Origin of the sequence: Thermodesulfovibrio thiophilus DSM 17215, from assembly GCF_000423865.1 — a bacterium.
GTDB lineage: Bacteria > Nitrospirota > Thermodesulfovibrionia > Thermodesulfovibrionales > Thermodesulfovibrionaceae > Thermodesulfovibrio > Thermodesulfovibrio thiophilus.
This window is the reverse complement of the sequence record NZ_AUIU01000013.1, coordinates 92,658-116,178: the sequence shown is the minus strand read 5'-3', so window position 1 is coordinate 116,178 and position 23,521 is coordinate 92,658. Positions and strand designations below refer to the sequence as shown.

Annotated in this window: 25 protein-coding genes; 2 read left to right on the top strand and 23 right to left on the bottom strand. The window is 34.4% G+C overall.

All coding sequences use genetic code 11. The features are described 5' to 3' along the window. Positions 1 to 6: 6 nt before the first annotated feature. The gene (locus tag G581_RS0105030; RefSeq protein ID WP_028844879.1) at positions 7 to 750 is read right to left on the bottom strand and encodes an ABC transporter ATP-binding protein; all 744 of its coding nucleotides are present in this window, start codon (positions 748 to 750) and stop codon (positions 7 to 9) included. Next, positions 747 to 1,523, bottom strand: coding sequence for an MlaE family ABC transporter permease (locus G581_RS0105025; protein ID WP_028844878.1), 777 nt, complete (start codon positions 1,521 to 1,523; stop codon positions 747 to 749). The genes G581_RS0105030 and G581_RS0105025 overlap by 4 nt, the downstream gene beginning before the upstream one ends. A 53-nt stretch (positions 1,524 to 1,576) precedes the next feature. Between G581_RS0105025 and G581_RS0105020 the strand changes: the two genes are divergently transcribed. After that, complete coding sequence (locus G581_RS0105020) at positions 1,577 to 2,161, top strand: DJ-1/PfpI family protein (RefSeq protein WP_028844877.1); 585 nt, start codon at positions 1,577 to 1,579, stop codon at positions 2,159 to 2,161. On the opposite strand, the gene G581_RS0105015 is transcribed toward G581_RS0105020, so the two are convergent. From G581_RS0105015 to G581_RS0104910, 21 genes are all read right to left on the bottom strand, one after another. After that, the gene (locus G581_RS0105015; protein ID WP_028844876.1) at positions 2,158 to 3,825 is read right to left on the bottom strand and encodes an ATP-dependent helicase; all 1,668 of its coding nucleotides are present in this window, start codon (positions 3,823 to 3,825) and stop codon (positions 2,158 to 2,160) included. The genes G581_RS0105020 and G581_RS0105015 overlap by 4 nt on opposite strands. After that, positions 3,826 to 5,079 (bottom strand): endonuclease Q family protein, encoded by a 1,254-nt coding sequence (locus G581_RS0105010; protein WP_028844875.1) that lies wholly within the window; start codon positions 5,077 to 5,079, stop codon positions 3,826 to 3,828. It abuts the gene before it with no gap. Positions 5,080 to 5,081: 2 nt separating this feature from the next. After that, a complete protein-coding gene (locus tag G581_RS10705; protein ID WP_169368385.1) occupies positions 5,082 to 5,732 on the bottom strand; it encodes a lysophospholipid acyltransferase family protein in 651 nt (216 codons plus the stop codon). A 53-nt stretch (positions 5,733 to 5,785) separates the two neighbouring features. Beyond that, a complete protein-coding gene (queC, locus tag G581_RS0105000; protein ID WP_028844874.1) occupies positions 5,786 to 6,460 on the bottom strand; it encodes a 7-cyano-7-deazaguanine synthase QueC in 675 nt (224 codons plus the stop codon). Between the two features lie 2 nt (positions 6,461 to 6,462). After that, positions 6,463 to 7,050 carry a glycerol-3-phosphate 1-O-acyltransferase PlsY gene (gene plsY / locus G581_RS0104995; RefSeq protein ID WP_028844873.1) on the bottom strand — a complete coding sequence of 196 codons (588 nt, stop codon included), beginning with the start codon at positions 7,048 to 7,050 and terminating at the stop codon, positions 6,463 to 6,465. Beyond that, positions 7,047 to 7,583 carry a CDP-diacylglycerol--glycerol-3-phosphate 3-phosphatidyltransferase gene (gene pgsA, locus G581_RS0104990; RefSeq protein ID WP_028844872.1) on the bottom strand — a complete coding sequence of 179 codons (537 nt, stop codon included), beginning with the start codon at positions 7,581 to 7,583 and terminating at the stop codon, positions 7,047 to 7,049. The genes plsY and pgsA overlap by 4 nt, the downstream gene beginning before the upstream one ends. Next, on the bottom strand, positions 7,564 to 8,565 hold the full coding sequence (rfaE2, locus tag G581_RS11900) for a D-glycero-beta-D-manno-heptose 1-phosphate adenylyltransferase (protein WP_083962631.1): 1,002 nt from the start codon (positions 8,563 to 8,565) through the stop codon (positions 7,564 to 7,566). The genes pgsA and rfaE2 overlap by 20 nt, the downstream gene beginning before the upstream one ends. Next, on the bottom strand, positions 8,534 to 8,968 hold the full coding sequence (locus G581_RS10695) for an NUDIX hydrolase (RefSeq protein WP_038065158.1): 435 nt from the start codon (positions 8,966 to 8,968) through the stop codon (positions 8,534 to 8,536). The genes rfaE2 and G581_RS10695 overlap by 32 nt, the downstream gene beginning before the upstream one ends. Further along, the gene (rseP, locus tag G581_RS0104970) at positions 8,965 to 10,035 is read right to left on the bottom strand and encodes an RIP metalloprotease RseP (RefSeq protein ID WP_028844871.1); all 1,071 of its coding nucleotides are present in this window, start codon (positions 10,033 to 10,035) and stop codon (positions 8,965 to 8,967) included. Before rseP ends, G581_RS10695 begins: the two co-directional genes overlap by 4 nt. After that, the gene (locus G581_RS0104965) at positions 10,032 to 11,177 is read right to left on the bottom strand and encodes a 1-deoxy-D-xylulose-5-phosphate reductoisomerase (RefSeq protein WP_028844870.1); all 1,146 of its coding nucleotides are present in this window, start codon (positions 11,175 to 11,177) and stop codon (positions 10,032 to 10,034) included. Before G581_RS0104965 ends, rseP begins: the two co-directional genes overlap by 4 nt. A 9-nt stretch (positions 11,178 to 11,186) precedes the next feature. Continuing rightward, a complete protein-coding gene (locus tag G581_RS0104960) occupies positions 11,187 to 11,975 on the bottom strand; it encodes a phosphatidate cytidylyltransferase (protein ID WP_028844869.1) in 789 nt (262 codons plus the stop codon). After that, positions 11,956 to 12,663 (bottom strand): isoprenyl transferase, encoded by a 708-nt coding sequence (locus tag G581_RS0104955; RefSeq protein WP_028844868.1) that lies wholly within the window; start codon positions 12,661 to 12,663, stop codon positions 11,956 to 11,958. Before G581_RS0104955 ends, G581_RS0104960 begins: the two co-directional genes overlap by 20 nt. Before the next feature lie 3 nt (positions 12,664 to 12,666). Continuing rightward, entirely contained in the window at positions 12,667 to 14,334 is a 1,668-nt protein-coding gene (locus tag G581_RS0104950; protein WP_156875201.1) for an FG-GAP repeat domain-containing protein, read from the bottom strand. A gap of 89 nt (positions 14,335 to 14,423) precedes the next feature. Then, the gene (locus tag G581_RS0104945) at positions 14,424 to 15,032 is read right to left on the bottom strand and encodes a YkgJ family cysteine cluster protein (protein ID WP_028844866.1); all 609 of its coding nucleotides are present in this window, start codon (positions 15,030 to 15,032) and stop codon (positions 14,424 to 14,426) included. Further along, entirely contained in the window at positions 15,019 to 15,393 is a 375-nt protein-coding gene (locus G581_RS0104940) for a cyclophilin-like fold protein (RefSeq protein WP_028844865.1), read from the bottom strand. Before G581_RS0104940 ends, G581_RS0104945 begins: the two co-directional genes overlap by 14 nt. Further along, positions 15,386 to 16,615 (bottom strand): ATP-dependent Clp protease ATP-binding subunit ClpX, encoded by a 1,230-nt coding sequence (gene clpX / locus G581_RS0104935; RefSeq protein ID WP_028844864.1) that lies wholly within the window; start codon positions 16,613 to 16,615, stop codon positions 15,386 to 15,388. Before clpX ends, G581_RS0104940 begins: the two co-directional genes overlap by 8 nt. Before the next feature lie 12 nt (positions 16,616 to 16,627). After that, positions 16,628 to 17,212 (bottom strand): ATP-dependent Clp endopeptidase proteolytic subunit ClpP, encoded by a 585-nt coding sequence (gene clpP / locus G581_RS0104930; RefSeq protein WP_028844863.1) that lies wholly within the window; start codon positions 17,210 to 17,212, stop codon positions 16,628 to 16,630. Then, positions 17,209 to 18,447, bottom strand: a complete 1,239-nt coding sequence (gene tig / locus G581_RS0104925; RefSeq protein ID WP_028844862.1) for a trigger factor — start codon at positions 18,445 to 18,447, stop codon at positions 17,209 to 17,211. The genes clpP and tig overlap by 4 nt, the downstream gene beginning before the upstream one ends. 75 nt (positions 18,448 to 18,522) lie before the next feature. Further along, positions 18,523 to 19,044: a DUF4416 family protein gene (locus G581_RS10690; RefSeq protein ID WP_051178883.1), complete on the bottom strand. Its 522-nt coding sequence runs from the start codon at positions 19,042 to 19,044 to the stop codon at positions 18,523 to 18,525. Continuing rightward, positions 19,044 to 19,571, bottom strand: a complete 528-nt coding sequence (locus G581_RS0104915; protein WP_028844861.1) for a TlpA family protein disulfide reductase — start codon at positions 19,569 to 19,571, stop codon at positions 19,044 to 19,046. The genes G581_RS10690 and G581_RS0104915 overlap by 1 nt, the downstream gene beginning before the upstream one ends. Positions 19,572 to 19,579: 8 nt before the next feature. After that, complete coding sequence (locus G581_RS0104910) at positions 19,580 to 22,030, bottom strand: ATP-dependent Clp protease ATP-binding subunit (RefSeq protein WP_028844860.1); 2,451 nt, start codon at positions 22,028 to 22,030, stop codon at positions 19,580 to 19,582. Positions 22,031 to 22,242: 212 nt separating this feature from the next. On the opposite strand from G581_RS0104910, the gene G581_RS0104905 reads away from it, so the two are divergent. Then, positions 22,243 to 23,514, top strand: coding sequence for a DUF1015 domain-containing protein (locus G581_RS0104905; protein ID WP_169368384.1), 1,272 nt, complete (start codon positions 22,243 to 22,245; stop codon positions 23,512 to 23,514). Positions 23,515 to 23,521 lie beyond the last annotated feature (7 nt).

Genomic DNA, 23,521 nt, shown 5'->3' with positions numbered 1-23,521 from the left:
ATAAGATTAGTAAGTGACCTTGAAGAATAATTCTTTCATGAAATCTTTTACATAGGGAATATCTGTTTTAATGAACTCTTTCCTATTACCATCAAAAACAATCTGTCCATTTTTTATAAAGATAAATCGATTACAAAGCTGCCATGCCACATAAACCACATGGGTTATAATCATAAAGCCTATATTTTCTTTATTTGCAAGGTCTTCAATGAGCGATATTATTCGTTCAGAGTTGATAGGGTCAAGACCAGCTGTTGGCTCATCATAAAGAAACATACTGGCTTTACCCACTGCCAATGCCCTAGCAATTGCCACTCTACGATGCATTCCTCCGCTTAGTTCCTCAGGCATGAGTTCTTCTGCACCCTGAACTCCAACTCGTCTTAGCAGTCCACCTACTTTTTTATATATCTCTTCATCTGGAAGTTTGAGAATCTCTCTCATAAAAAAAGCAACATTTTCTTTAACAGGTAGAGAGTCAAAAAGAGCACCTTCCTGAAAGACTATGCTGAATTTTCTTCTTATGGGTATAAGCTCTTCCTCACTTAATTTGGTTATGTCAACGCCATCAATTAAAATTTTTCCTCTATCAGGAGTGATTAGCCCGAGAATTAGTTTTAAAATCGTTGTTTTACCACTTCCGCTTTCACCAAGCACAGCTATACGTTCATCAAACCGTGCGGTAAAACTAACATCCCTGAGTATTTCTCTTGGTCCATATGAAAAACAGACATTATCAAAAACTATCATATACTGAATCCCAAGGCATAAAGAAGTATTCTTGTGAGCATTAAATCCGTTACAATAACAATAATAATTGATGTCACTACAGCTTTTGTAGTGGATGTTCTTAATCCTTTGGCTCCACCACGGGTTGTAAGTCCGTAAAAACAACTTATACAGGAAATTAGATATCCGAATAGAAAAGGTTTAATTGAACCCGAAAAAACATTCTGAAATTTTAATTCTCTTATGATGCTTGCCCAATAAAATGAACCGCTCTGATTACTTACAAAAACAGCAATATAATATCCTCCAAAAAGACAGATAAGATCTCCTATTATTGTCAGGCAGGGCAGCATGATTACAGAAGCAACAACTCTTGGAATTACAACTTTTTTAATCGGGTCTATTCCATAAACCCTTAATGAATCTATCTGGTGTCCTAAAATCATTGAGCCAATCTCTGCAGTCTGTCCAGCTCCAACCCTTCCTATAAAGACAAGAGCTGTAATAAGCGGACCAATCTCTCTTATTACAGCGATACCGACAATTTTACCTGTATACATCTTTAGTCCAAGTCTACTGAGTTCTGCACTTAGTTGTAAACTCAATGCCATTCCAACAAAAAGACAAACCAGAGAAACAATAAATACAGAGGAAGAACCTGCATATTCCATCTGTTCGATTATATCATCAAAATATAAAGGTTTTTTAAATAGTTTCATACTAGAGTCCAGACAGAGCAGGTAAAAATCCTGTAGTTCAGCCAATAGTTGTCTTATTTTTTTTAAATTCTTCATTTTTAAATCTTAACATAATTATAATAATATAAAAAGCATTAAGGAGGTTTACTATGGCAAAAAAGATTTTAATGATTGTTGGTGATTTTGTTGAAGATTATGAAGTCATGGTTCCATTTCAGATGTTAAAAATGGTTGGATACACCGTTCATGCTGTCTGTCCAGGGAAAAAAGCCGGAGAAGCAGTTAAAACAGCAATCCATGATTTTGAAGGAGATCAAACCTATACAGAAAAAAGAGGTCATAATTTCATATTAAATGCAAATTTTGAAAAGATTAAACCAGAAGATTACGATGCTCTTGTACTTCCTGGAGGAAGAGCTCCAGAGTATTTGAGATTGAATGATAAAGTCATTGAAATGGTCAAGTATTTTGTTACGTCCGGCAAACCGGTTGCTGCAATATGTCATGGAATTCAAATATTAACCGCAGCAAATGTAATAAAAGATAAAAAGCTTACCGCTTACCCTGCTGTTAAACCTGAAATATTACTTGCTGGTGGACAATGGTGCGAAGTAAACTCCACTTTTACAAATGTCTGTGTTGATGGAAACATTGTTACATCTCCTGCATGGCCAGCTCATCCTGAATGGATAAAGAAGTTTTTAGAGATTCTTGGAACCAAAATAGAGGCTTAAAATAAGCTTTGTTGCTTTAGTTCGTCCTTTCGAGGACAAACTTTTTCATATTTTATAATATATTCTTCAGGGAGTTGCTTCAGAAAAGAAGAAACTCCCTGGCAGAGTTTTTTACCTTTTATAAACCTGCTTTTAGCATAGGTTATGATAAGCTCATCCATTGCACGGGTCATACCGACATAAAAAAGTCTCCTTTCTTCTTCCATATCTAAATCAGACGCAAGAGTGTAAGGAATTAGACCCTCTTCAAATCCAGTAATAAATACTACTGGAAATTCTAATCCCTTTGAAGTGTGCAACGTGAGAAGACTTACAGCATTTAATTTTTCAGGGAACAGATCATAGGAAGTAAGCCCGACTAGTTCATCTATTAAATACCTCATCTGGTCTAAAATTGTAAATTTATGTGGAAGATTGCTAAGTGCTCTTACTATGGAAATTTCATGTTCGCTCAGTGATTCCAGAAAACCTGAGACTTCAAGATACCTCCAGAGATTACCTTCTTTTAAAAGTTTTTTAACATTCTGTTCATCGGAAAGACAATCGGATAAGTTATAAACAAATTCTTTAAATAAGCTTGACCTGTCCCTTTGAACCGTTTTTACCGGGATTCCAGCTTCATCAAGGCTTTGTTTTATCAATTCTAATTGGTTATTTGTTCTTGCAAGTACTGCAAAGCTTGAAAAACTATAACTGCTTTCTTCTTTATTTTCATAAAGTTCGGTAAAATCAATAGCTCCAAGTCGATATCTGATTTCCTGAACAATAGTTTTTGCTTCTTCATATTCATTGTTAACTTCTATTATAGTTATAGGATTGGTTGGGTTCTTTAAGGGTTCAATTTTTTTGGAAAATCTTTTTGTATTGGCAGTAATAAACTTGTTTGATGCAAGAATTATATTTGCCTGAGAACGATAGTTAACAGGTAGATTAAGAAGAATTAAATCTTCAAAATCTTTTGGAAGATTCAAGAAGAGATCTACTTCTGAACCTCTGAAAGAATAAATTGCCTGGTCAGGATCTCCGAATATAGAAATACAACCTTCCTCCTTCAAAAGCATTTTAACAATTTCATACTGAATTTTATTTATATCCTGAAATTCATCTACAATTATATTGGAAAAAAGAGGAACCATTACCCCTTTTTCAAGCATTTCTAATGTATTCAATAATAAATCATCAAAGTCAAAAAGATTCATTTCCTGCTTTTTTTCTTCATATTTTTCATAAATAGGCTTAATGTTTTCATCAAGAGGTACTCTCTTGTTTTTAAATTTTGAAATTTTCTCAATAATATTCTCAGGTTTTCTGCTTGTTAAACTCGAAATTATCTCTCTTTGCTTTGATTCTGTGCAGAGTTGAAAATATTTTCTTTTTTCAGGAAGAAACTCTCTCAATAATTTAAGGCATAAAAGATGGAAAGTTCCTATAAGTGGCATCTGATTTCCTACCCCGATAGCATTTAAAACTCTTTGCCTCATTTCAATAGCTGATTTCTGTGTAAAAGTTAAAACCGCTATATCTTGTGCGTTAACGCCATTATTTAAAAGATGAATGATTTTGGCAGTAATTGTATGTGTTTTACCTGTTCCAGGCCCTGCTAAAACACAAAGAAATTTTGCATTGCTTTCAACAGCTAGTTTTTGATATCTGTTTAAGTTCATTTAAAAAAGTGTTGTCTGTTCCTTTTCTATGGAGTTACCAAAAATTTTTATTTTCCCATACTCTCCATCATAACCAGGTTCTACAGTTACTCTGCCAGAGCGCATTCTTTCTATAGCATCTCTTAATTGAGAGTCCAGGGCTCCGATATCATTCAGTTTTTTATGTAAAAGAATATTGTATTCATCTCCAAGCTTTGAAATAAGATTCATGTATGTGGTAAAAACCTTCTTTGTATTTGAAGAACTGTGATTTATCTCACCAATAACTTCAATAAGAGGTACAATTGAGTGGTAAGGCAGTGCATGAGAGGGAATAAAACCTGCAGGACGATCAGCAATAACTTCTACCCTATGCATCACTCCAACCGTAAGTTTTTTACCACATACAGGACAGAGATAGCTCGCTTTTATAGTCTCTTCAGGGGAAAGCCTTACACCACAGGCTCTGTGTCCATCATAGTGATATTTACCCTCTTGAGGGAAAAACTCCACAGTACCCAGAAAGCCTTTACCTGTTCTTATTGCTTCAGTAATAGCATCATAACTTAATTGCGTATCAAATATATTTGCCTCTCTTCCTATCTTGGCTGGAGAATGGGCATCAGAATTGGAAACAAGAATTATTCTGTCAAGTCTGCTCAGTCTCCAGTTCATTGGAGGGTCTGAGCTAAGACCAGTTTCAATGGCATATACATATGGACTTAACTCCTCGAAACATTCCTCAAGTGTATCAAAGCCTGATTGAGAGCCAAAAATAGAAAAATGAGGAGTCCATGCATGTGCAGGAATCACCATTGACTGAGGAGACAGCTCAAGAATCATTTTCATAACCTCTTTTGCATCAATACCAAGAATGGGCCTTCCATCTGAACTAAGATTTCCTATACGTGACAGAGCATGATTTATTTTCAGCACATCTTTTATTGAAGGTGAAAGTATAACTAGATGAATTTTACGCAGTTTTCCATTTTTTTGATATATACAGCTTATCTCAGCAGAAAGTATGAAAAATATTTCCCTTTTACAGGATACTGGAACATCAAGACGATACTCATTTTTTAACGTGAAAAGGCCATTACCTTCGTCATTCAGCTTATTTTCTATCTCTTTAAGCCAATCTGGATGAGTAAAATCTCCAGTTGCCATTAGTTGAATGCCTTTTATTTGTGCCCATTGCTCAATTGTTTCAAGGTTCATATCTTTGCTTGTTGCACGGGAAAACTTTGAATGGATGTGAAGGTCAGCGTAAAACATAGTTAATTATAACATTTTTTAAGAGACTGCTCTATGAAACGAATAATTTGAAGATGTTCCTCCATGCCTTTATTGTCAATATAAAGAGGAGATCCAATAAAAAAACAGATTGGTTTTGAAGGGTCTATTCTTCCAAAGTCTTTTAATATTGTGCCAGTTCCCCATGCATCTGTTCTAAGAGCTATTGGAACTGCAGGAACAGAAGCCTTTTTTGCAAGTTTTACGCCAAGAGTATTAAACTGTGCTGGATCAAATACAGTCTGCCTTGTTGCCTGCGGAAAAACAATTACTGAAATGCCCTGTTCAAGCCTTTTTAATCCCTCCTGCATAACTATTCTGTAGTCTTCTTTGGGATTTTTTCTGGTAACTGGAATTGAATTTATAGCAGCTAAAATCCTGCCAAAGAATGGATATTTAAGGAGAGAATTTTTTATTACAAAAGTCGCTTTGAAATTTTTACCAATAATTCCTGGAAGTACCAATGTTTCAAGAGTGCTCATATGATTTGCTATAAAAACACAGGGAGGTTTTACATGTTTTAAGTTATCAAGCCCTTTAATGGTAATTTTACATCCGACATTTCTAAAAAAATCAAGTATTTTTAATCCATCAACAACAAGCTCTTCATGGTTATAATAACCCCTTTGTGCCAAATTAGCACTGGATATTATTTTTTTTATCACATTCAAATGAACTTTAAGTGTTTTCATTTAATTAATGGGTCCGTCAGCCCTGCTTCCTGAAATCCTTTTAATCTGTAAACACAACTCGAACATTTAAAACATGGAATCGGATTTTCAAGACTGCCCTGTGGGTTATAACAACTCCATGTAAGTGAGTAGTCCAGACCAAGATCAACTCCTTTTTTGATAATCTCTGCCTTTGTCATATAAAGTAAAGGAGCTAAAATTTTAAATTTAATTTTCCCTTCAACGGCTATTTTTGTTGCAAGATTTGCCATGTTTTCAAAAGCATTAAGATACTCTGGTCTACAGTCAGGGTATCCTGAATAATCAATGACATTAGCACCAATAAAAATATTGGGTACTTCAAGAACCTCTGCCCATGCCAGTGCAAAGCTTAAAAAAATGGTATTTCTTGCAGGAACATAGGTAACTGGAATTCCGTCATATTGTCCATCTGGAATATCACAAGAAGTTGTAAGTGCTGAACCTCCGATTTTTCTTAAATCAAAGGATGCTATTAAATGTTCTTTAACGCCAACATATTGTGCAACCTTTTTAGCAGATTCAAGTTCTATCCTATGTCTCTGGCAATAGTCAAAAGATATAGCATAGCATTCATATCCTCCTGACTTTGCTATGGCAAGTGTTGTCGATGAGTCCAGTCCTCCACTAAGCAAAACAACCGCTTTTTTCATTTTTATTTCCCAATGCGTGGTTCAGTGCCACTAAACAATCTTTTTATATTTGAAATATGCCTTGAATAAATAATTATAGTGAACATAGCTGTAAAAATTAAAATTTCCTGAGAATAACCAAGAAAATACACATTTAAAGGAACCAGGGCAAAGGAAATAAGAGCACCAACTGAAGAAATTTTAGTTATTTTCACTATTAAAATCCATAAAACAATAGTAATCAGTCCTGCTAAAGGCACATAGGCTAAAAGCACTCCTAAAGATGTTGCAACTCCTTTACCACCTTTGAATTTCAGAAAAGGTGTAAAACAATGCCCTGCTATTGCAAGGAATCCTACTATTCCAAGCACAGTAAAGTTATTAGAATATTGAGGAAACAATTTTAGTATAAACACAGGGATAAAACCCTTTGATATATCAAGTAAAAGCGTATATAAAGCTTCTTTTTTACCGATAACCCTCATAACATTTGTGGTACCTATATTTCCACTTCCTCTTGTTTTAAGGTCAACTCCTTTCATCTTACCTATAAGATATCCCCATGGAATAGAACCAAACAAAAAAGCAAATACACAAAGCAGTAGCGTCATTTTATGTGTCTCCAAAAATGGACAATATATTGAATACCAGATGTTACAGATATAAAAGTGGCAATATATATAAGCACAACTCCAACATCATAGAGGTCAACTCCATAAATTTCTTCTGCTATAAGTAACAGCAGAATTGATATCATCTGCAAAACTGTCTTTGCTTTTCCAGCTTTTTCAGCAGGAATTACAACCCCCCTTGAAAGGGCATAAAAACGCAGTACTGTAATAATAAACTCTCTTAAAATTATTACAATAGCAATCCATGCAGGTACCCTTGCTATATCCACAAGAATTATTAAGGCAGAAATTACTAGAAGTTTATCTGCAATTGGGTCTAATATAATACCCAGGTTTGTAATCTGTTTAAATTTTCTTGCAAGATATCCGTCAAGAAAATCAGTTACAGAGGCAATAAAAAACAAAAATGCACCGAATTGAGGATTTGTGGGAGCTTCCATTATGAAAACTGGAATAATTATTATTCTCAGAATTGTTAACGAGGTAGGAAGATTAAGCGTTTTCGTATTCATCTGTGAATTTGTTCCAGAGTCCCTTTGCTTTGAGAATGATATCACAGAGTTCTCGTACAGCTCCATTTCCAGCTTTGTTTGTAGTTACATAGTCAACTCTCTTTATGACTTCTTCATGAGCATCATTAGGGGCCACTGAAAAGCCAACTCTGCTTAATATTGATAAATCGACTATATCATCACCCATAGCTGCAATTTCTTCATTTCTTAAACTGTATTTTTCGATTAAATCCTGATAAATCTTAAGCTTTTCCTGTACTCCCTGATAAACTTCAGTAATACCCAGTTCTTTCATCCTCCTGTCAAGGGCTTTTGACTGCCTTCCGGTAATCACTGCTATATTTATTCCAGATTTGTGAAGCATCACAACTCCATGCCCATCTCTAACATTGAATATTTTAAATTCGTTACTTTCATTATCAAGTATTATACCTCCAGAGGTCAGAACACCATCAACATCAAGAATAAGGCATTTTATCCTTGATGCCTTGTCAAGAATAGTCTTTGATAGGGCTTTTTGAGACGTGAATTTATCTAAAATTCTTTCTATTATGGATGTCGTTGAAAGCCCTTCAATGTAAGGCAAACTGTAAACTTCTCTTACAATTTCTGCCCCCACAATCTCCCGAACACTCCAATCTCCACCTTTAACCAGGACATCTGGTTCAAGATATTTAATCAAATTATATGGAGTATCTTCATCAAAAAATGTCACAAAATCAACCATTTCAAGAGATGCTAAAACTTCTGCTCTTTCACTCTGGGAGTTAATAGGTCTTAAAGGTTTAATTTTTCTGACAGAGCTATCTGAGTTTACAGCAACTATCAAAACATCCCCCAGTTTCCTAGCTTCTTTAAGATATCTTATATGCCCAACATGAAGGATATCAAAACATCCATTTGTGAATACAATTTTTTTATCTTCTTTTTTCAGTTTGTCTATTTGGTTTTTAAGATCTGAATGACTGAGTAATGTTCCCATTAATTTTCTCCAGAGCCTTTTCTAAAATCTTTCTATCACTTTTATAACTCAGCTTTTTAATCGCCTCTTCAGGACTAAACCATTGTGCTGTATCAACCTCCCAGTCAGGATTTATTTCGCCGTTCATGTATTCTACAAGAAAATATTTTACAGTTTTAAAGTATTTTTCACCTTCAATTGAAAACCAGTATGAAGTCTCTCCCACCTCATCAATGATTTTACCGGAAACTCCTGTTTCTTCTTTGATCTCTCTTAATGCCGCGTCTTTGGGATCTTCTCCCTTTTCTACAATACCCTTTGGCAAAGCCCATATTTTCCCTTTCTGAGTAGCAATTAATAGAATATTAAGTTGTCCTTTATTAAATTTATAGACAACTCCACCGGCAGAAAAAACTCTTTTCATGGTTTGGGCATTTTTGAAGGATCTAGAATTCTCAAAATATCATTATAAAATGCAAGTATCATCAAGGCAAATAAAAAAGCAATTCCGATTCTCTGAGACACTGCAATAAATTTATCACTTAGTGGCTTTTTTCTTATCGCTTCAATCAGAAAAAATAAGATGTGGCCACCATCAAGCACAGGAATTGGCAAAAGATTAAGCACACCAAGATTGATACTTATTATTGCTGCAAAGCTTAAAAAGCTTATCCATCCCTGCTGAGCTGTTTTTTCAGCAACCTGAAATATTAAAATCGGACCTCCGATTACATCTGTTGAAACAACTTTTTGAAAAATTTTAACAATGGTAAGATAGGTAAGCTCAATTATTTCATAGCATTTCTCAACTGATTTATTCAATGCAGTTAAAGGATCTTCTTTCTTGATAAAAAACTCCTCAGCTGGCTTTATTCCAATCTGTCCAACAGTAACTCTCTCTCCAAATAGATTTTTTGCCTCTTTTGTCTGAGCAATAATGTTAAGCTCCAGGAGTTCATTATTCCTTTCAATTTTAAAATTAAGTGTTTTCCCTGGATTTTGTTGTATAAACTGTGCCATATCAAACCAGGTTGAGATTTTTTTGCCATCAATCTCTATAATTCTATCTCCTGTTTTTAAACCAGCAGTGTATGCGGGAGAATTTTGTAAAACATCTCCGATAACTGGCTTAAGAACGGGAATTCCGCCAACAAAAATAATCCAGAAAAGCAAAACAGCACCAAGAATATTAAAAAGAGGACCAGCAAATACAATGAAAATTTTCTTATAGACAGGTTGATGCTTAAATGACCTTGCCTGTTCAACTATCTCATCCTGAACATCTTCGCCATACATTTTTACGTATCCACCTAAAGGGATAGCGCTTAAAAGATATTCTGTTTCACCTATTTGCTTGCCAATAATTTTAGGACCAAATCCAATTGAGAATTTAAGCACTTTTACTCCGCTGAGTTTTGCTGCAAGAAAGTGTCCAAGCTCATGTATGAATATTAAAAATCCAAAAAGTAAAACAGCATACAAAAAAGTCATTTTTTTATTTCCTCCATAGCCTTTTTCCTTGCCCAACCATCAACTTCCAGAATTTCTTCAATACGGTCCGGAATAAATACCTGGTGGGCATCCATAGTTTTTTTAATTATTTTATATATCTCTTTAAATTTTAACTTTCCCGAAAGAAAACCTTCAACAGCAATCTCATCAGCTGCATTTAAAACTACTGGCATAGTCCCTCCTACTTTGACTGCTTCATAGGCAAGCTTAAGACATGGGAAGACTTCTGTATCTGGAAGTTCAAAATTCAACTCTCTGGTAATACTCCAGTTTATTGGTTTAACTATATCTGGAAGTCTTTCAGGAATGGATAATGCAAGAGCGATAGGTGCCTTCATATCAGGAACACTCATATGAGTAAGATACGTGCTATCAATAAATTCCACAAGGCAGTGTACTATACTCTGAGGATGAATCAATACGCCAATATTCTCAACAGGAATATCAAAAAGATAATGAGCTTCAATTACTTCAAATCCTTTATTCATCAGTGTTGCTGAATCTATAGTAATTCTCTTCCCCATCTTCCATTTCGGATGATTCAGCGCTTCCTGAGGAGTAACATTTTCTATTTCATGACTCTTTTTCCCTCTAAATGGACCTCCAGAAGCTGTAAGCCATATTTTTTTTATATAAGATTTGTTAAAACTATTTATGCATTGAAAAACTGCACTGTGTTCACTATCAACCGGAATAATTTTTACTCCAACATCTTTAGCTTTTTGTTTTATCAGTTCTCCAGCCATAACAAGACTTTCTTTATTGGCAAGTGCAACAGTTTTTCCTGCCTTAATTGCTTCGAATGTTGGAAGAAGCCCTGCAGCACCTACAATAGCTGAAAGTATGATATCAGCATCGCCAAGCCTTGCAATTTCGCAAACTCCTTCTTCACCGCATACTATCTTTACAGATGTCATTTCTTTACTTAGCTGTCTATAAGCCTTTTCATCATAAACTGCAACATATTCTGGTTTAAATTCTTCAATCTGCTCTTTAAGAAGATTAATTCTACCTTTAACAGCAAGTCCAAGAATTTTAAACTTATCAGGAAACTGTTTTATAACATCAAGTGCATTTTTACCTATAGAACCAGTGCTACCAAGAATGACAACCTTTTTCAATGAAACCTCCTACATAAACTTCATTCCAAAATAAAGTAATACTCCTGCAAACAGCATAGCATCTGCTTTATCAAGAATACCTCCATGTTCAGGAAAGAGGAAACCCGAATCTTTAACCCCAGCATCCCTTTTAAACATCGACTCAACAAGATCACCAAATATAGAAACAAAACCAATTAAAAATCCTACTATAAGAAGGCTGATAAAAGATTTGGACAGTAGAAAACTTCCAAGAATTAAAGACGCGATAGTCCCTCCAGCTATTGAACCATATGCCCCAGCCCATGTTTTTTTGGGACTTACCTCAGGATAAAGCTTACGCTTCCCAAATCCTTTACCAATATAGAAAGCCAGACTATCAGATGCCCACACACAACCACAAAGATATATGACCCACTGCCAGCCATTTTCCATTAAAAACCATTGAAAACAAAGAAGAGTTGGTATATATAGCAAACCTATTATAACAGGAGCTATATCCCGCAGAGCGGAATGAGGTTCTTTTTTAAGAAATAACCGTATAATAGTGATAGTACAGAACAAAATCGCATAATAATATAGTGTATTATGAGAATAGAAACAATTAAGAGCGAAAAGAATCACCGACAAAAATGCTCCAGTGAGGCTCCAGAATCTAGAAACATTATACATATTTAAAAACTCCAGCATTGCCATTACAGATACAATACATAAAAGTCCAAAAAAGAAATATGGAGGAAGTTTAATAATAACAATCAACAGAATAGGCAAAGCAATTACAGCAACGAGAACTCTTTTTTTATGTCCTTGTAAACTCATTTACTTTTCCAAATCTCCTCTGTCTTTTTTGAAAATCAAGAATTGCTTCTGTAAATTCTTCATCTGTAAAGTCAGGCCAGAGAGTTTGAGTAAAATAAAACTCCGAATAGGCAGACTGCCATATCAGAAAGTTACTGAGTCTTTGCTCTCCAGATGTCCTTATTATGAGATCAGGGTCTGGAATATCCGCAGTATCAAGAAGCGAGTTAAATAATTTTTCATCAAGCTGTTCAGCTTTGATATTTTGTTTCATGGCTTTTTTCACAGCTCTGATTATTTCATCTCGTCCACTATAACTTATTGCAAACTGTGTAATCAGACTTTTACAATAAGTAGTGGCTGATTCAGTCTCTTCAATTACTTCTAAAATATCTGAAGGAACCATCTCACGATTTCCTATCATTTTGAATCGAACTCCCTGGAAGATGAAATTCTGAATTTCCTTTTTAAGATGGTTCTTTAGTAATGCCATGATTATATCAACTTCTTGTTTTGGTCTCTGCCAGTTTTCTATTGAAAAAGCATAAAATGTCAGAACTTCAACATTTAATTTTTGTGCAGTACGGATAATTTCTTTTACTTTCTCAACTCCTCTTTTATGTCCTTCCCAGCGTGGTAATCCTCGCATCTGTGCCCATCTTCCATTACCATCCATTATTATTGCAACATGCCTTAAAAATCTTCCCATTTTTTAATATTTAAAAGACAGAATATGTAACATTGTTTCGAATGGACTTTCACCCTGAAGAAGTCTCTTGGGATTAAATCCAAATGGTGACTGAACCAGAACATAAAGTTTATCTACCGCAATAGCATAATCAAGAATTTCTCCTGCCATTTCCTCTGTAATGTCATTCTGCTCAACTCCGATTCCTGTCCATTGAAGTAGTTGTAATTTTGAACTTCTATATCCCAATACCGAAGCATTTACAAATCCTAAAAGAGGTTTTTTCTCTATCACCACTACTCCATTACTCAATGGTTTTATTCTACTTTGAATTTTCCATTTACCAAGAGTCAATGTAGCAATTCCTGTCTTTTTTTCATACTGCTGTCCTATACCAAATGTTTCTCGAGATCTCCAGACTGGTATCCCTTGATTATTATATACTGCAAGGGATCCATTATCTTCCCATTTAAATACGGCATTATCAAATACATAGAAATCATATATGTTTGCTTTTACAGGAAGCTTAAAGGTGTGTAACTTTTGATATCCTGTTTTTTTAGGCAAAATGTAAAAAATATCTCCATCAAATCCATAGGAAGAAGAGTATGCTTGAGCAATTAGATTACCATCAAGTATTCTCAAAAAAACATCGTTCAATCTTGAAATTTCTTTAAATGCACCTTCAGACCATTTAATTATTGATGAAAGAACTCTATCATTGTTTTTAACTGTTATCACTATTTCATCTTTACCATCTTTATCAATATCACCTGTATCAAACCAGAGAATATCTCCTCCAACAGGAATCTCATAGTTACTTTTAAGTTTAAGGTCAACATCAAGTGTATAAAGACTTATTTCACTATTTGAAGCAACTAAAATTTGATTCTGGCTTTTACCATCAAAATTACCTGTTGCCACCCTGTTTACACTTCTTGCTAATCTAAAAGAAAGCAGGGTATGACCTTCTGGCACAATTAATGAAGCATATTTTTTCCTGAGTTCTCCTATTGCTGTCTGATTTAACTCTATTTCAGAATTTAATAGAAACTTTTTATCTTTAACCCAGTAAATCTCCTGTGTAAGCTTTAAACTGCCATTTTGTTTTGAAGATTTCAGCAACAATAAAATATCAGCATTTTTCTGCTCCTTAAAAAGGCTTTCTAAATCAGATGTATTAACAGGAGCGTCAAGGAGCTCAAATCTGTCTGTATTTTTTAACTCTCTGTAATAAGCCTCTCCAACTGCCCATTCAACATTACCCTGAGCAAAGAGAATTTTAATTTTTGACTTTGGAATTTTAAACAAAAGAGTAGTGTCCTTTGGTAAGTTGTTACTTCCTTCTAAAATTATGGCTCTTGAAGATTTTTCATCAACACTTATAATTTCTGCAGACCCAACTATTTTCTCAGACTTGCCTATAACCTGTCTTGTAACAGGATGAATTAAAGGTGCGGTTTCTTCAAAAATAATTACTCTCTGCCCATGTTTTATACCATCTTTAGAACCTCTATCAAGTATTACTTCATTATTTTCTAATTTGATAACTTTACCCTCAATGATCGGAAAGTATGATAAAAGAGTTTCTTTAAACTTAAAAAAATAGTCAGACTCAGCATAAGTTTTTGGAGTAAGCAATAAAAATGAAATAAAAAATAAAAAAGGAAGCCACTTTTTTATAGAGTACATTTTAAAGTTTATACCAAATAGCATTTGTAAGTCAAAAAAATTGGAGGTTTCTGTTCAATGACCAATACAAGATATTTGTTAACTTATCTTTAACTATCCATTCTTCTTGTAAGCTCAATCCAAGGATAGTTCTGAAGAATCTTTACTAGTGAATTCAGCTTACCGGAGTTTAGAAACTCAACTCTTTCATCTTTATTATAAACATCATAAAAAGGAGTGGTTTCATAAAGTGCACGACCCAGATAGTGTTCACGGGGTTTTAACACATCCTCAGGTCTTGTATAGTAAGGATCTTCTCCATCAGCACAAGGTTTACCAAATACATTAAACTGTCTGCATGCAAGGGGTCTTACAGGATAAATTGAACATACACTATCAATCAGAAACGGGCATCCTTCGCCCCTTTTATGGGATATAAGTGATCGTTTTATTTTTAACCTCATAGGATCTTTAACTTTTTCAATTACATACCAGTAAATTCCGACAATCTCAATTGGATAAACAGGTATATCTCTGTGAGTATAACAGCAACTGCTACAACCACGTTTGCAGGCAAGTTTTTTACCTAACTTTTCTACGTTCTCAATATCCGTTTTTACACCTTCATCCATGATTGCATAAGAATTTAAAAGCATTGATAGCCAGTTGTGCAGTTTTTCATCCTCGGGAAAAGATAGTCTGAATTTATTCTTTTTCAATTCTTACTGTTTTTGCACCTTTAAGTCTTCTAAATATTGAAGGATTATCAATAATTCTTCCCACAATGTTTACTTCAGATACAGGCACAGGATCATCCCCTGTACTTATGGGCGTCTTACCAAAAAAAATTGCGAGTGCCTCTCCAGTTGGCCAGTAACCAATATCTCCTGCTTTAACTCTGGTTGTTGCAGTGCTGTCAAGAGGCATCTTTATTCCTATTGAGAAATAGAACTCATCACCCCATTCATTAATTTTACTTTCAATTGGCAGAGCCTGTAAAATTTTTTTAGCACATTCAGTATCCAAGAACTCCGCTTTGACTTCCTTTCCTTCAATAATTATCCTGACCTTTTCAGGCATTTTTGGCTTTTTTTTCTTTATACATTAAAAGTGTCTGTGCTTTTTTATTGACAACATCCTCGTTAATAATGCACTCAGCTATTCCCTTTTCAGATGGAATAAGATACATAACATCAAGCATTATATCCTCAAGTATGCTTCTTAAGGCTCTTGCACCTGTTTTTCTTTCAATAGCCTTTTTTGCTATAGCTTTTAAAGCATCATCAGTGAAAGTTAGCTTTACTCCATCAATATTAAAAAGTTTTTGATACTGCCTGACAAGCGCATTCTTAGGTTTTGTTAGTATCTCTATAAGAGCATCTTCATCAAGTTGATTAAGTGTTGCAATAACTGGAAATCTTCCAACAAATTCAGGAATCATTCCATATTTTATTAAATCCTCAGGCTCAACCTGTGAAAGAATCTTTTCTTCATCCATCTTTACAGTTTCAGAGAGAAATCCAACGGTTCTTTTACCGATTCTTTTCTTTATAACCTCTTCAAGTCCAACAAAAGCTCCACCACATATAAAAAGTATGTTGGTTGTATCAAGCTGAATATATTCCTGCTGTGGATGTTTTCTTCCACCCTGAGGAGGTATGTTTGCAACTGTCCCTTCAACTATTTTTAAAAGTGCCTGTTGTACTCCTTCTCCAGATACATCACGGGTTATTGAAGGACTATCAGCTTTTTTGCTGATTTTGTCAATTTCATCAATATATATAATGCCTATCTGAGCACGCTGAATATCAAAGTTAGCATTCTGAAGAAGCTTAAGAAGAATATTCTCCACATCCTCACCAACATATCCAGCCTCAGTAAGAGTTGTTGCATCAGCAATTGCAAAGGGAACATCAAGAAATCGTGCAAGTGTCTGAGCTAAAAGTGTCTTTCCTGTTCCTGTTGGTCCTATAAGCATTATATTGCTTTTCTGTATTTCATCTGAGAGGCTACCTTTGAAAATTCTTTTGTAATGATTATAAACAGCAACTGAGAGAATTTTCTTTGCTCTTTCCTGTCCAATAACATAGTCATTGAGAAATCTGTGAATCTCCTGAGGCGTAGGAAGATCTTCTTTCATGCCTTCAATTTTTGTAAATCTTTCTTCTTCAATTATTTCATTACAGAGAGATACACATTCATCACATATATAAACTTCGTTTCCTGCGATTAACTTTTTCACTTCCTTCTGTGATTTTCCACAGAAAGAGCATCTTAATGTTTCTTCATTTTTCTTTGCCATAATAACACCTGATTACTTCATTGAAGAGATGACTTCATCAACAATTCCATATTCTTTTGCTTCTTGAGCAGACATGAAAAAATCTCTCTCTGTATCTCTCTGGATTTTCTCAATCGGCTGTCCTGTATGTTTTGCAAGAATTCCATTGAGTAAATCCTTCATTTTCAAAATCTCTCTTGCATGAATCTCAACATCTGTTGCCTGTCCATAAAATCCACCTATTGGTTGATGAATCATGACTCTTGAATGAGGAAGCACAAACCTCTTACCTTTAGTACCAGCAGCGAGAAGAACACATGCCATAGAGGCTGCCTGTCCTATGCAATATGTGGCAATATCGGGTTTTACATACTCCATTGTGTCATAGATTGCAAGCCCGCTTGAAACCATACCACCAGGTGAGTTTATGTAAATATGGATATCCTTTTCAGGGTCTTCAGTCTGTAGAAAAAGTAACTGTGCAATCACAACATTGGCAATCTGATCATTTATTTCTGTACCTATAAAAATAATCCTGTCTTTGAGCAGTCTTGAATAAATATCATAAACTCTTTCTGTTCTTCCCGTTTGCTCTATAACTATTGGAACAATACTCACTTTGTTTCCTCCACTTTTTTAACCTTCTTTGCTTTTTGTAAAAGAATATCAAAAACTTTTCTTTCAAATACGCTATTCCTAAGAGCTTCTAAAGAGCCATCTTTTGACATATAATACTGCACAACACCTTGAGGAGTTATACTGTATCTTCTCGCAATATTCATAACTTCATTTTTAAGTTCGTCCTCTGAAACAGACACTCCCTCTTTTTCTCCTATGAATTCAAGGAGTATATATGCTTTTACATTTCTTTTAGCTCTTTCTGCTATTGCTTCCATCTGTTGGTTTACATCAACTCCCATGGATTCATATTCCTCTGTAATTCTTTTCATTTCCATCTCCACAAGTCCCTCTGGAAGTTCAAACTCATGTGTTTCAAGAAGTTTTTTTAGAATATCTATTTTCTGTTTCTGTTCTGCCTGTTCTTGTTTTGTCTTTTCCAGTGTTTCTCTTACATATTTCTTAAGACTCTCAAGATCTTCAAACCCAAGTTCTTTAGCGAGTTCTTCATATGTTAATTCCTGTTTTCTCTTCACATCTTTCACTGTAATATCAAAATTCACCTTTTTCCCTGCAAAGTCTGCTATTGAATCTTCTGGAAAATCTATGCTAACACTAAAGTTTTCTCCACTTTTTTTGCCTTCAAGTGCATTTGAAAATTCTTCAGGAAAAGGACCAGAGCCAATTTTATAAACATAATCATTAGCCTCTTTATCAATATCTGTTTTATAGTCAATGACTACAATGTCCTCAATTTGAGCAGGTTCTCCTATTGACTCATAAACACCCCGTTCTTTTGAAAGCCTCTGCAGGACTTCTTCAACTTCTTCATCTTTTACTTCAATTGAAACTTCTTCTACTTCTATATCCTCATAATTAAGAACCTGAACTTCTGGCCTTACCTCTACTATAAGGTCAAAAGATAGTGGTTCATTCCTTTTTATATCAATTGCATCTTCAGCCATTGGAGGCAATACAGGTTTTAGTTTTGCCTCTTTAACCGCTTTATTATAGGATTCTGAAACAAGCCTTTCAAGAACATCAGATTCAGCATCTTTGCCAAATTTTTTTTCAATAATTGAAAGAGGTGTTTTACCAGGTCTGAATCCTGGAATTTTCGCCTTTTTCTGAATTTCCTTCAATGCCTTCTGAAGCTCGCCTTCCACAATCTCTGCTGGTATCTCAATTTTTAATCTTTTTTTGGTTGCAGAAATTTCTTCAATTGCCTTTAACACATTCCCTCCTTAAAAATAGGTGTTTTACAAATTTAAGTTTAAAAGCCATAAAGGTTTTTTGTCAATTAATAAACATTAACAAAACATATCCTTATAGATGAATCTCATTAAGTTAAAAAGTGTTATATATTCTCTGTCAGCATAATCTCTGTAAGTGTTTATATATGGTCTGAAAGAGTTATCTTGAAAAATAAGAGTAACCTCACCATAAATTCCATCTTTGAGATAAATCCTGTGTGAGTAGTCCTTTGTTGTAGCAAGAACGAGCTTTGAAAGTCCTATATAGCCAGGATCAATATTAATTGTTCGTTTCCCATTCGTAGAAAGCTTTTCTTCAATTTGATTTGTTTGTAACTTAATATCTGAAATATCAGCTTCAGAAATAAGATTTTTAAAAAACATAAATTTTCTAAATATTGGTTCACCAAGCTCTGCGCTATAATATTTAGAATAATCCCAGTATTTTTTAGCTGACTCTAAAATTGTATCTCCAAAACATTCAATTATAATCCTTCTTGTTAAATAATATATCTCTTCATCCTTAAAAAGAGTGGCAATGAAAAATAAAACCCTTTTGGGCTGTCCTGGTTTTCCCATTAAGAAAGCACTTGCTTGAGATGAGGAATTATATGAGGATTATTCCATTCTACAGGACCTATAATTTTATGCCTTAAAATTCCTCTTTTATCTATCAGAAATGTTTCGGGGACCCCTTTTATTCCATAAATAGATGATACAACTCCGTCATCAACAAGGATAGGGAAGGTATAACCTGCTTTTTTAGCCATGTCTGCGACTGCAAGGGAATTATCCTTATATAGAACTGTAATAAATATTAAATCATCACTGGAGCCATTTTTATTAAAGTAACTCTGCAATGATTTTTTTTCTTCCTTACACTCATTGCACCATGAAGCCCAGAAATTCAGGATAATAATTTTGCCATTTAAATCTTTAAGTCTCCAGATTTTTCCATTGAGATCTTTTAACTCGAAATCTGGAGCAGGCATTCCAATTTCCACACCTTTTAGAGCAGAAGAAACTTTATTTTTTTTAAAAAGAATACTTCCTGTAACAATCAACGCAATTAAGATAAACAGAATTAAAAAAACATTTTTTTTCATACATCCCCTCAGTTCACTGACGCTGATACTTCTTCCTGTATTTCTTTAAACTCTATCTTATTTTCGTTCAACTCAACTTTTATAAAATTCACATCTTTAAACCTTCCTCTGAGAATTTCCTCTGATAGCGGATCTTCTATCTCTTTAGCAATCGCTCTTCTCATTGGTCTAGCCCCATATGCTGGCTGGTAATATTTATTTAAAATCCAGCGTTTGACTGCATTAGATACCGTGATAATAAATCCGTATTCAGCAAGCTTTTTATTTGTTTCAGCAATCAACAGATCAATAATGGAAAGCAAATGAGTTTCTTCAAGAGGATGAAATACAACAATATCATCAACTCTGTTCAGAAACTCAGGATTGAAGGTCTTTTTCAGTTCATCAAAAACATTGTCTTTAATTTTTGAATAAATGTCTGTGGAATTGGATTTGCGGAAACCAAGAGGTGTCGACTTTTCAATTAATCTAGCACCAATATTTGAAGTCATGATTATGATGGTATTTCTAAAATCCACTTTCCGTCCAAAACTATCCGTAAGCACACCTTCATCGAGTATCTGTAATAGTAAATTAAATACATCTGGATGAGCCTTTTCAATCTCATCAAAAAGAATAACAGCATATGGTCTTTTACGGATTTTTTCTGTAAGTTGTCCACCTTCTTCATATCCAACATATCCAGGAGGTGCTCCTATTAGTTTAGATACATTGAATTTTTCCATATACTCAGACATATCAAATTTTATTAAAGCAGTCTCATCATTAAACATAAATTCTGCAAGAACTTTTGCAAGCTCGGTCTTTCCAACTCCAGTAGGACCGAGAAAGAAAAACGAACCAATTGGTCTGTTTTTTGTTTTCAATCCTGCACGAGAGCGTCTTATTGCCTTAGATACGCTTTTTATTGCTTCATCCTGTCCTACAATTCTTTCATGTAAAGCTTCTTCCATATGAAGCAGTCTTTCTGACTCTGTTTGTTCAAGTTTATAAAGCGGGATACCTGTCATTTTGGAAACAGTATATGATACATCCTCTGCTGTAACAAGGGGTACTTCTTTATACATACTTTCTTTCCATTTTTTATAATTAGCTTCGTAAATTCTCTTAACCCTGTCTTCTTCATATTTTGTCTTCTGTGCTGATGGCAAATCATGAAGTTTGATGTATAAAGATTTTTCCTTTGAAAGTCTTGCAAGTTCAAATTCAAGGTCCTTTAACTCCTGAGGCATTACAGACCTGCTTAGCTTAATCCTTGAGGCAGCTTCATCCACTACATCTATTGCTTTATCAGGTAAATATCTGTCTGTGATATATCTATCAGAAAGTTTTACAGCAGCCTCCACAGCCTCATCCGTTATTTTTACTTTATGATGAGATTCATATTTTTCCTTAATCCCCTGCAATATTTCGATTGTTGTCTCCACAGTTGTGGGCTGAATCTGTACAGGCTGGAATCTTCTTTCAAGGGCTCCGTCTTTTTCAATGTATTTCCTGTATTCCTGCGGAGTTGTAGCTCCAATGCATTGCATTTCTCCACGTGCCAAAGCTGGTTTTAACATATTTGATGCATCAACAGAGCCTTCTGCTGCACCAGCTCCAATTATCGTGTGAAGCTCATCTATAAATAAAATAACATTTTCAGATTGCGTTGCTTCTCTTATGACTGCCTTCAGTCGTTCCTCAAACTGTCCTCTGTATTTAGTGCCGGCTATCAATGCTCCCAGATCAAGGGCAATGATTCTTTTTCCAAGTAAAATATCAGGCACTTCTCCTTCTATAATTTTCTGAGCCAGTCCCTCTACAATTGCTGTTTTACCAACTCCTGGTTCGCCAATTATTACAGGATTGTTTTTAATTCGCCTTCCAAGAATCTGAATAACTCTCTGTATTTCATCTTCTCTGCCTATGACAGGGTCAAGTTTGCCTTCAAGGGCAAGCAAGGTTAAGTCTCGACCAAATTCATCCAGTGCAGGAGTATTTGTTTTTCTTTTTTCCTTCTGTGGAGCACCGTGAAAATGAGGTCTTATCGAAAAATTAATTGTTAACTGTCTTACAGCAAGAAGGTTAACTCCAAAGCTTCTTAAAACTTTACCAGCAATACCTTCTTCTTCCTTAATCAAACCAAGAAATAGATGCTCACTTCCGATATAGGGATGACCTAGTAGCCTTGCCTCTTCAACAGCATGCTCAAGAACTTTCTTGGCTCTTGGAGAAAAAGGTATCTCTCCATAAGTGAGAAGATTTGCCTCCCCAGTTACTCTTTTTTCAAGTTCATATCTTATATTTTCAGGGTCTATCCCGATTTTTCTGAGAATAGACACAGGAATTGAATCATCTTCTCTTAAAACTGCAAAAAGCAGATGTTCTGTATCAAGAAACTCACTATTTCTTTTTTCAGCTTCCTCTCTGGCATAAAGAATTATTTTACGACCTTTTTCTGTAAACTTCTCAAACATTTTAAAACTCCTTTAAAAATTGTAGTTCCTTACATCAATATTAATTTTTTTGTCTATTCTGTGTCAATTGTTTAAAATGTTGATAAAAGAGTAATGAAAGACAGTGCTTTTATAACGATTTCATATTTACGGGGTTGAAAGTTCACTTTTTATCGTTTTGAAAGTAAAAAGACCTTATTTTTGCTATTAAATTCGTTGATATTCAATCTACATTGAGCTATAATGAAGCTAAATGTTATCATAGAACTTATATGACTGTTATTCAACCTTTTAAAGGAATCCTCTATAATCCTGAAAAAGTATGCGGAGATGATGTAATGTGCCCGCCTTATGACATTATCTCTGATGAGATTCAAGAGTTTCTTTATAATAAAAGTCCTTATAATATAATAAGGATTGACCACGGCAAACACTCTTCTGAAATAGATAAATATGTTCTGGCAAAAAAATATTTAAATAAATGGATTGAAGAGGGTGTTCTCTTACAAGAAAAAGAACCATGTTTTTATGGCTACGAAGTTCAATACTCATATAAAAATAAAAATCGAATACTAAAAGGAATAATAGGCACTGTAAGGCTAGAAGAATTCGGCAAAGGAATCTATCCTCATGAACAGACTTATTCAAAACCCAAAACAGATAGGTTAAATCTCATGAAAGCCTGTATGGCTAATACGTCTTTAATATTTTCATTATATCGTTCAAAAGAAAGAACAACGTCTCAAATAGTTGAAAATCTAAAAAATCCCTATATTCAAGCAAGAGATTTAAACGGAAACATTCACAAACTTTATAAAATTACACAACCTTCTCAAATCAATTTAATTATCGAAGAATTCAAGCATAAACCTATATTTATTGCTGATGGTCATCATAGATATGAAGTTGCTTTAGAGTTTAAGAAACAAATGGATAAAGTTTATCCCGGTCATAAAGAAGCAGCATGGAATTATGTACTCATGTTTCTTACAAATATTGAAGACAACGGCTATCTTATTCTGCCAACTCACAGACTGCTAAGTACTCCTTTATCAGTTAAAAAGCTGCTGGGAAAACAAAATAAGCTTTTTCATTTATCTGAATTTAGCAAAGATAATGATATACAGGAAGCAATTGAAAAAGCAGGGCCCAAAAACATTGGAGCATATTTAAAAGAAGATAATAAATTTTATATTCTTACCTATAACGGTCCGGATCTTGATTATTTACCTGAACCGTTACGTTCTATTGATATCAATATTCTTGAAGAGGTGATTTTAAAGCTTTTTCCACAGAAAGAAGTCTGTTATGAAATAAATATTGAAAAAGCCATAAAAATGGTTAAAGAAAACAAATGTGATGCAATTTTTATACTGCGAGCCACAAGGGTGGAAGAAATAGAAAGAGTTGCATTAGCTGGGCTAAGGATGCCGCCTAAATCGACATATTTCTATCCTAAACTTCTTACCGGAATGGTTATAAATAGCTTTCAAGAAAAAATTTAAAGGGGGA